Raw genomic sequence first — 6,276 nt, 5'->3', positions numbered from 1 at the left:
CAGGTTACCTACGTGTTACTCACCCGTCCGCCGCTAGCTTATCCCGAAGGATAAACCCGCTCGACTTGCATGTATTAGGCACGCCGCCAGCGTTCGTCCTGAGCCAGGATCAAACTCTCCATAATAGTTTGGACAATTGCTTGTCCGTATATMTGAAAGCTKAMTTGCTCATTTGAAGCTAGCGAGATTTTGCAATCTCTTTTATAGTCGATTACTCGACTGTGCTTACTCACTCATTGTTCAGTTTTCAAAGATCAATTTCTTTCGCAAACTGCCGTGTTACCGAAGCAGCGAGAAGTAATATACCATATTGGTTTTTCATTTGCAAGCTTTATTTTATTTCATCCATTCGTGAAGATACTCAACACATTCAGACTCCATGGTTTGTGCTTGTTCATGCCTGTCCTGTTCGGAGCAAGAAACATAATATAGCACAAACCATTTCGTAATGCAAACTTAATCTGAACTATTTCAGTCGAATACTTTTGAGCAAAATTTCAAGAGGTTCCCTCTCTTCCGTCTCCCCTCGATGATCATGCTCCACAAGCTTATCCAAACGCGCGATCTGATGACCATAATCATACATGGCTGCAGCCACAATGGAGAGTCGAAGCATACCGCTTGGTTGTTCGCTGTACCTTGCAAGGAGATCGATCATAAACTGTTCGTTCTCCGCTTCAATTTCCAAACTATCCGAGCTCGTATCTTTCAGCTTATCATCGTACTTCAGGAGTACATGCTCGTGGTACTTAATCAATTTCTCCATATGATCGTCAAAACATACATCCGTTTCCGCGCTTGGGGAAGCCTGAAAATAATGCTCATCTACAGCTTCCAATACCTCAAGCCCTTTGGACATGACAAGCAGCTTCTGCTTGTACACGACGAGTTCACGGATCCTTTTGGAGCCGCTGCCCTTCATCTTCTTAATTTCTTCTTCCATAAGTCTATACTTCTCAGATAATGACTTTAGGCTATTACGAAGACTTTCCTTCTCTTCACGAAACACCGTTTCCTTAATCTCATTCGAAATCACCGTGCGAAGGAGCAGTGACATTTTGCTGAAAATAGATCCGATCTGCGCTGCGAATTGTTCCTTAGGCTTAGGTGGGAAGAATAGAACATTCACCACGAAGGCACATCCGATCCCGATCAAGCTAAGCAATAGCCGATTAACCGCAAAACGCCACTCCCCCGACGCCTCCATCACCGCCACAACGGTTACTAAGGTAAGACCTATCGTTTCTTCCATCCGCAAACGTAAACTTAAAATGATAACAATAATACATACAATGCCGATGGCAATCACATTTTGCGAAAAAAACATCCCCGCCAACAGCGCGAAAGCCGCGCCAATAATATTGGTCTGCAGCTGCTCTAAGAAATAACGCCAGGAGCGATAAATCGAGGGCTGCATCGCAAAGATCGCCGCAACCGCCGCAATGACTGGTGGCGTGAATTCGAGCCAAGCACTTATGTATAATGCTAATGCAACAGCGATGCCTGTTTTCCACACGCGCGCCCCAAATACCATGACTCTCACCTCACCCAAAATATCCTACATCTATCTTACACAGGTCATGTGATGGATGCAAAAACAGTTGATTCAACAAAGAAACCACCCCCAGCAAGATGCCGAAGGTGGTTCGTTGCTCAGCAATATGCTAAGCTTTGGTGCTTTTGGTACCCGCAGTACTTGAAGTCCCCGCAGCCTTGGCCGCGATTGCAGCGGCTTTCAAACCTTTACTCTTGTAGGGTTTCGGGGCACTCTTCGCCCGGTTCTCACTTGCTTTCCACCGGTTCCAGCCTTTGCTGTCAGTACCTCTACCTGTTCCACCTTTACCCTTAGCCATAAACTCACTCCATACGTGTTGCTTCTTATTTATTAGTTAATAAACCCGACCATGTCGATTCTAGCCATTGATCGAAATCAGAGCCTTTGTCACCTTCGTAAGTGTCATAAACATCACTTCTCATTTTCTGCAGCTTTTCCTTGAAAGCCTCATACGTATGACCTTCTGGCAAGCTCTTCTTGATGCGAAGTAAAATTTTACCTACGCCTTTAATTAAGTCGCCTTTTCTGCGAGGGGGCAGTTGCACATCCTCACCTAAAAGTTTGAGCTTACGGTAAGCTGTCTCCTGTATCGCATACACGGCATCATTGGTCATTAGACGTTTAAGAATATGAACCGATTGTTGATCGCCATGTTCACCTAATGCTTCAACAGCAGACAGACGCTCCCTCCAATTGGATGTGCGGTTCGCTGCTTTTTTCAACTCTTCAAAATCGGTAGGTAACTCATTGTGTAATTCAATATTCAACTGATTCAAGCTCCTTCTGTGGCTATATGTGTTAGATGTTACACTTTTTTTGGGCAGAGCGCCAACTTTTTGGTATGTTTAGTTTATGGAAGTACCATTTATACAGGATTATTAGCATTAAATCACCATATATAGGTATCTCTTTTTGGGTTCGAATTCAATAACCTCAACTTGAGGTGAATGAGATGTCCGATTTCCTAAGGCTCGTTGGTGAGCGATTACGTATGATTAGAAAGCTTAAGGGATACACACAGGATCAGCTTGCTGAAAAAACAGGCAAAGTCGGTATGAGCAAATCGCATATTTCGGATATTGAACGAGGCCAAAGGAACATTTCATTGACCACGTTAGAAACACTAATGAATGCGTTAGACATAGACCCGAGCGAGTTGTTTAATTTTCAAAAACTTGACGGTGTAGATGGCATCCATGAAAAGAAATTGATTATCGATATTCACAAAAGCATGCTTATGGAACGTGGGCTTGATGAAGTTCAATATATTGTCAGGACGGCGAGTGATTTCCTAGGAACGTTAGATGCTAAGGAAGCTAGTAGACGAAGCAAGAAAGACTAACGCAAATACAAAAAAACAACGAGCAGCTCGCAAACAGCGAATACTCGTTGCTTTTCTTTTCCCCTTTTTAGCCGGAATTCCTAATGAACTTAACTCACTACAACCCCCCTACAATACTTACACACTGGCGCATCAATAGCGATTTCCTCGTTGCAGTAAGAGCAGGGCTTGTGCGTTTTCACTTCAGCAGGCGCTTTGGATTTACTTCTTCTTACACTCATGATGACCAGCGCACCAACGACCACAACAATCACAGCCAAAATCCAATAAATCATACGAAACACCTCCCAGTTGATAACCAACTTTTGATGATTTCCGTATATGTATATTCGTTCTATTGACTCTTATGAATGCGTTTCATTGGCACTTGTGTCAGAAATTACAGCCACATCTGTTGTTGGTACGACATTTCCCAGAACAACGTTTCGTAGCGAGTCGTATTCAAAAAAATAGTTTCTAATCGCGCTAATTCACTTTCCGATTTCCCTAAGGCTAGTCGATCCATTAAATGTATGCACCATTGTGCATGTTTACTGAACTCCTCTGAGCTGTATCCTCTCACCCATTCACCATAGTCAGGATGATCCACTGCACCTGGGAACTCCTTCAACATACGGCCGATTTCCCAGTAACTCCACATACAAGGGAGCAATGCTGCTGTTAACTCCGCTAATCCACCATTCTGTGCTACATGCAACATATAATGCGAATAAGCGAGTGTAATTGGTGAAGGTTCTGCCTGCTCCAATTCTTCTTTGGTGATACCGAAGCGAGCAGCGTAGGAACGATGAATGCCCATTTCTTCATGCAAAATGTTACTTAAAGACGCTGAGAATTCACTCATCGTAGTAAGATCTGGAGCCTTTATGGCTCCTAATGCAAACAATTTGGCGTAATCAATTAAATATAAATAGTCTTGAATCAAGTAGAACCTGAATTTATTACGGTCTAGGGTTCCTCGGCCTAATTCTTGAACAAAGGGATGCTGCTGGGTTTGGCGCCATTCGTGCTGATATTTCTGGACTAAGTGCTGTGTAAAAGACATTATGGGTCTCCTTTGGCATGTAATTGTATAAGGAATAGATAAATGAGTTACGGTTAGTAGATTTGGTGAACTCTACTATTTTACCGTATTTTAACTTAATTACTAGTAATGAATAGCTCGAATGCAAAAAATGAACCTCCACGATATGGAGGCTCATTGCTTTCTATTTTCTGAGATATGTACACGAGCAGAAGTGAGCTATACCAAGTCACATGCATCAGCAGGCATCCAATGCGCATCCTTACCATCCCATTTTACATTACAGCCAAGTGGGTTCGTCATCGGTAATGTAATCGCTTGACCAGAGGTCAGCTCATCTAACGCGATATCTAAATTATTGATTGTGATTATTTTTGACGCATCCTTAGGGTTATCAACGCCACGTCCCGTGTAAACTAATCTGCGATTTTCATCAAAAACATAAAAATGCGGCGTTCTTAGTGCACCATAGGCTAATGCCGTTTCTTGGGTTTCGTCTCTCAGATACGTCCATGGATATTCATGTTCCTCCATGTGCGATACCATATGATCAAAGGAATCTTCTGGCCTGGTGTTCACGCTGTTGGCGTTGATCCCAACGAACTGTACACCCTTATCTTTATACCGATTAGCAGTTTCGCGTGTTACTTCATTAGAACCGATCACATAAGGGCAATGGTTGCAAGTGAAAAAAATAACGAGCGTTTTCACATCGCTGAAATCCTTCAACGCGTATGTCTGTCCATCCGTAGCTGGTAATGAAAAATCAGGCGCTTCATCTCCGAGCGATAAAGTAAAGGTATAAGCCATGTTCCATGCCCCTTTCATCCCTGATAGGTTATAGTTGGTTCTCCCCAGTACTTTGGAAAAACTCAATGATTTCACCGTTTAGTCCTTTGATAAAAGCAATACGCACAGGTGTTGGCGGGTTCACGCCTAAGATCACGTCTTTCGGTTCTACCGTCACGATAGCTCCGGCAGCAACTGCTGCTGCAACTGCTCCATCTACATCATTACTGCGTAAAGCAACGTGAAAGAAATAGCCTTCTGGAATTTGCTCACCTGTTCCTCCAGCAAAAACTTCCATATAATTCCCATCGCCAGAGTCTAACAGGACCGCGCGCTTATTCCCTTCGCCCCATTTATTCTTCTCTTCAAATCCTAGACCTTCTGTATAAAACTTGACTGTTGCGTCAAAATCATTCGCTCTGAGTGCAACGTGATGAAAACCGCCGCCACCTATTTTTGCATTCGTACCCACTTACTTTAGCCTCCTTAGATTTCTCACTTTTACTTCAATTCCAGTATACTCGAACAGGCGTGGTTAGAAAATGAGTTACATCGAGGTAACTAAGTAACCAGGGGTAACTCTAGATCAAAACAAAAAACCACAATCCTTCATCGCTTGATGAAGAACTGTGGTTGATATCGGGACGACACGATTTGAACATGCGACCCCCTGCTCCCAAAGCAGGTGCTCTACCAAGCTGAGCTACGTCCCGAAGGTAAAAAGCGGAAGACGGGGATCGAACCCGCGACCCTCGCCTTGGCAAGGCGATGCTCTACCGCTGAGCCACTTCCGCATAGGGATCCCTAAGCTGCATGATGTAACCTAGGGACGATGATGCGCGTAGAGGGACTTGAACCCCCACGGTCGCCCGCTAGATCCTAAGTCTAGTGCGTCTGCCAATTCCGCCATACGCGCATGATTGATGATGGGGTCCCCGAAAAGTACTCGGAATTCCCTTCGAAGCTATCACTTCACTTTTTGGGGTAAAGTGGTGAGTCATGTAGGATTCGAACCTACGACACCCTGATTAAAAGTCAGGTGCTCTACCAACTGAGCTAATGACTCATACGTTGTGTAAAAATGGCTGGGGATCAAGGATTTGAACCTTGGCATGACGGAGTCAAAGTCCGTTGCCTTACCGCTTGGCTAATCCCCATTGAACTTATTGGCAGGGGCAGCAGGAATTGAACCCACACCAAAGGTTTTGGAGACCTTTGTTCTACCCTTAAACTATGCCCCTAAATAAGGTATATGGAGGCTGATGGATTCGAACCACCGAACTCGAAGAGAGCAGATTTACAGTCTGCCGTGTTTAGCCACTTCACTAAGCCTCCATAAAGGCAAATCTTACTAGACAAAAAAAATACCCATGCAGAGAGACTTTAATCATCGATTAAAGATCCCTCTATTAGGTATCTGCTTGGCAACGTTCTACTCTCCCAGAACCCTGCGGTTCAAGTACCATCGACGCTGGAAGGCTTAACGGTCGTGTTCGAGATGGGAACGCGTGGATCCCTTCCGCCATCATCACCAAACAGTCAAAGCGTTTGTTTGCGCCTTGAAAA

At 44.1% G+C, this 6,276-nt stretch carries 8 protein-coding genes, 7 tRNA genes and 2 rRNA genes; 1 reads left to right on the top strand and 16 read right to left on the bottom strand.

Annotated elements, in window-relative coordinates; translation table 11 throughout:
* From AB4114_RS35400 to AB4114_RS35385, 4 genes are all read right to left on the bottom strand, one after another.
* Window positions 1–125, bottom strand: a 16S ribosomal RNA gene (locus AB4114_RS35400); the annotation flags it as partial.
* Between the two features lie 341 nt (window positions 126–466).
* On the bottom strand, window positions 467–1,534 hold the full coding sequence (locus AB4114_RS35395; protein WP_441992616.1) for an FUSC family protein: 1,068 nt from the start codon (window positions 1,532–1,534) through the stop codon (window positions 467–469).
* 130 nt (window positions 1,535–1,664) lie between these two features.
* A complete protein-coding gene (locus AB4114_RS35390) occupies window positions 1,665–1,853 on the bottom strand; it encodes a DUF3934 family protein (protein ID WP_441992615.1) in 189 nt (62 codons plus the stop codon).
* Between the two features lie 25 nt (window positions 1,854–1,878).
* Window positions 1,879–2,322 (bottom strand): HEAT repeat domain-containing protein, encoded by a 444-nt coding sequence (locus tag AB4114_RS35385; protein WP_441992614.1) that lies wholly within the window; start codon window positions 2,320–2,322, stop codon window positions 1,879–1,881.
* 185 nt (window positions 2,323–2,507) lie between these two features.
* On the opposite strand from AB4114_RS35385, the gene AB4114_RS35380 reads away from it, so the two are divergent.
* Window positions 2,508–2,897, top strand: a complete 390-nt coding sequence (locus tag AB4114_RS35380; RefSeq protein WP_173121619.1) for a helix-turn-helix domain-containing protein — start codon at window positions 2,508–2,510, stop codon at window positions 2,895–2,897.
* 89 nt (window positions 2,898–2,986) lie between these two features.
* On the opposite strand, the gene AB4114_RS35375 is transcribed toward AB4114_RS35380, so the two are convergent.
* From AB4114_RS35375 to rrf, 12 genes are all read right to left on the bottom strand, one after another.
* Entirely contained in the window at window positions 2,987–3,172 is a 186-nt protein-coding gene (locus AB4114_RS35375) for a hypothetical protein (protein WP_171637073.1), read from the bottom strand.
* 104 nt (window positions 3,173–3,276) lie between these two features.
* The gene (tenA, locus tag AB4114_RS35370; RefSeq protein ID WP_441992613.1) at window positions 3,277–3,942 is read right to left on the bottom strand and encodes a thiaminase II; all 666 of its coding nucleotides are present in this window, start codon (window positions 3,940–3,942) and stop codon (window positions 3,277–3,279) included.
* Between the two features lie 198 nt (window positions 3,943–4,140).
* Window positions 4,141–4,731, bottom strand: a complete 591-nt coding sequence (locus tag AB4114_RS35365) for a thioredoxin family protein (protein ID WP_441992612.1) — start codon at window positions 4,729–4,731, stop codon at window positions 4,141–4,143.
* A 28-nt stretch (window positions 4,732–4,759) separates the two neighbouring features.
* Window positions 4,760–5,182, bottom strand: coding sequence for a VOC family protein (locus AB4114_RS35360; RefSeq protein ID WP_441992611.1), 423 nt, complete (start codon window positions 5,180–5,182; stop codon window positions 4,760–4,762).
* A 167-nt stretch (window positions 5,183–5,349) separates the two neighbouring features.
* Window positions 5,350–5,423: transfer RNA gene (locus tag AB4114_RS35355), tRNA-Pro, on the bottom strand.
* Between the two features lie 9 nt (window positions 5,424–5,432).
* A tRNA-Gly gene (locus AB4114_RS35350) sits at window positions 5,433–5,504 on the bottom strand.
* A 42-nt stretch (window positions 5,505–5,546) separates the two neighbouring features.
* Window positions 5,547–5,626: transfer RNA gene (locus tag AB4114_RS35345), tRNA-Leu, on the bottom strand.
* A gap of 74 nt (window positions 5,627–5,700) precedes the next feature.
* A tRNA-Lys gene (locus AB4114_RS35340) sits at window positions 5,701–5,776 on the bottom strand.
* A 16-nt stretch (window positions 5,777–5,792) separates the two neighbouring features.
* Window positions 5,793–5,867: transfer RNA gene (locus AB4114_RS35335), tRNA-Gln, on the bottom strand.
* Window positions 5,868–5,877: 10 nt separating this feature from the next.
* Window positions 5,878–5,951 (bottom strand) — tRNA-Trp (locus AB4114_RS35330).
* A 12-nt stretch (window positions 5,952–5,963) separates the two neighbouring features.
* Window positions 5,964–6,045 (bottom strand) — tRNA-Tyr (locus AB4114_RS35325).
* An 84-nt stretch (window positions 6,046–6,129) separates the two neighbouring features.
* A 5S ribosomal RNA gene (gene rrf, locus AB4114_RS35320) occupies window positions 6,130–6,246 on the bottom strand.
* Between the last annotated feature and the right edge of the window lie 30 nt (window positions 6,247–6,276).

The sequence above is a fragment of the Paenibacillus sp. 2RAB27 genome (genome assembly GCF_052115445.1).
In the GTDB taxonomy this organism is placed as follows: Bacteria; Bacillota; Bacilli; order Paenibacillales; family NBRC-103111; genus Paenibacillus_E.
This window is presented reverse-complemented; position numbering and strand designations above follow the sequence as displayed.

Coding starts and splice junctions, on each gene's coding strand:
- AB4114_RS35380 (WP_173121619.1), top strand. CDS start 2,508: ATGTCCGATTTCCTAAGGCTCGTTGGTGAGCGATTACGTATGATTAGA.
- AB4114_RS35395 (WP_441992616.1), bottom strand. CDS start 1,534: ATGGTATTTGGGGCGCGCGTGTGGAAAACAGGCATCGCTGTTGCATTA.
- AB4114_RS35365 (WP_441992612.1), bottom strand. CDS start 4,731: ATGGCTTATACCTTTACTTTATCGCTCGGAGATGAAGCGCCTGATTTT.
- AB4114_RS35390 (WP_441992615.1), bottom strand. CDS start 1,853: ATGGCTAAGGGTAAAGGTGGAACAGGTAGAGGTACTGACAGCAAAGGC.
- AB4114_RS35375 (WP_171637073.1), bottom strand. CDS start 3,172: ATGATTTATTGGATTTTGGCTGTGATTGTTGTGGTCGTTGGTGCGCTG.
- tenA (WP_441992613.1), bottom strand. CDS start 3,942: ATGTCTTTTACACAGCACTTAGTCCAGAAATATCAGCACGAATGGCGC.